Below are 524 nucleotides of genomic sequence, written 5' to 3' on the forward strand. Positions count from 1 at the left end.
GGCAGTCTTCTTGATGTCGGGGACCAGCTTGGCCAGCATGGCGCCCGCTTCCTGCGCGACCTTCACGGTCTCGCCGGACAAGGTCCCGATCTCGGCAGCAGCGGCCTGGCTGCGTTCGGCGAGCTTGCGCACTTCGGAGGCGACGACGGCGAAGCCCTTGCCGTGCTCGCCGGCTCGCGCGGCCTCGACCGCCGCGTTGAGCGCCAAGAGGTCGGTCTGGCGTGCGATCTCCTGGACGATCGTGATCTTCTCGGCGATGGTCTGCATCGCCTCGACCGCCCGACCGACGGCAGCGCCGCTGGCCTCGGCATCCCTGGCCGATTGCGCGGCGATCTTTTCGGTCTGGTTGGCGTTGTCGGCGTTCTGCTTCACGTTGGAAGCCATCTCCTCCATCGAGGACGAGGCTTCCTCCGCGGACGAGGCCTGCTCGGTGGCGCCCTGCGAGAGCTGCTCGGCGCTCGCCGAAAGCTGCTGACTGCCGGCCGAGACGTTCTGGGCTGCGGTCAGGGCTTCGGAGACGATCT

Annotated in this window: 1 protein-coding gene; it reads right to left on the reverse strand. The window is 68.3% G+C overall.

Annotated features, from left to right (window positions below; translation table 11 throughout):
- On the reverse strand, positions 1-524 hold a 524-nt coding region (locus AACY08_RS28650), incomplete at both ends, for a methyl-accepting chemotaxis protein (protein ID WP_339472465.1).

The organism is Pseudomonas sp. EL_65y_Pfl1_R83 (assembly GCF_963970695.1).
In the GTDB taxonomy this organism is placed as follows: Bacteria; Pseudomonadota; Gammaproteobacteria; order Pseudomonadales; family Pseudomonadaceae; genus Aquipseudomonas; species Aquipseudomonas tritici.